Here is an 874-nt window from a genome sequence, read left to right as displayed (position 1 = left end):
ACCCACAACATCGACATTGCGCGCGCCATGGAAACCAAGGTTCCGGACGCGTTCGTCGGCAACCCGACGACGCATGGCGGCATCGGCCGGCTACTGCGCTTCGTTGGCGCCTGCGAGCACGCCGGCATCGATTTCTGGTGCTACAGCGGCGACAGCGGCATCGGCAGTGCCGCCTATCTGCACCTGTGCGCGGCACTTGGCTGGATCAGGGAGCCGAACCAGTCGCTGTTTCGCATGCTGCCGATGGATGTCACCGAGGAAGGGCCGTTTTCGCCGAGAAACAATTTCGTGCGCGTTCCGGAAGGTCCTGGTCTCGGCGTCACCTTGTCGCGCGAAAACCTCGCTGCCTGTCACAGAGACTTTACCGAGAAAGGACCGTGCAACAAGTATCATGACCCGGCAAAGCCCGGAACCTATCGCCGTTTGCCGCTGAACTAGACGGCGGCAGCCGGCCAGACAGCGGCCAAGAGACGAGAAGCCAACCGCGCGACTTCGGTCAGGAAGGTTGGACAAGACGATGGAGCAGTGCAGCCAGGAAGCCGGCGCGTCCACGCCACGACTGGATGGACCGGACAAAACCGCATGCTAAGGTTTCGGTCGACAGACCTCTCTGGCGGCCGAAAAATGGAGCAATCCACGAAATTTCGTCAACCATAAGAAATAGGGGAAAGGGTAAAAACCCATGAGCAAGAACTTTGGCATTCTCGACCTGATCCGGCGCAATCGCACGCCGCTTGAAAATCACCTGATCGACGGCCTTGTCGACGGTCGTGTCAGCCGCCGCGACTTCGTCCGTCACGGCAGCCTGCTCGGCCTGTCGCTGCCGCTGCTGGGCCGTATCGGCATGGCCGCCGGCCTCGGCGGCATGCCGTCG

At 61.7% G+C, this 874-nt stretch carries 1 protein-coding gene and 1 pseudogene; both read left to right on the top strand.

Annotated elements, in window-relative coordinates; genetic code table 11:
* A partial coding sequence (locus EN906_RS35675) for an enolase C-terminal domain-like protein (protein WP_164777684.1) occupies positions 1 to 438 on the top strand: 438 nt, incomplete at its 5' end.
* A 244-nt stretch (positions 439 to 682) separates the two neighbouring features.
* A pseudogene (locus tag EN906_RS35670) lies at positions 683 to 874 on the top strand (peptide ABC transporter substrate-binding protein); the annotation flags it as partial.

The organism is Mesorhizobium sp. M7A.F.Ca.CA.004.06.1.1 (assembly GCF_003999135.1).
Lineage (GTDB): Bacteria > Pseudomonadota > Alphaproteobacteria > Rhizobiales > Rhizobiaceae > Mesorhizobium.
The sequence above is the reverse complement of the archived record's forward strand: the minus strand, read 5'-3'. Positions and strand labels throughout refer to the sequence as shown.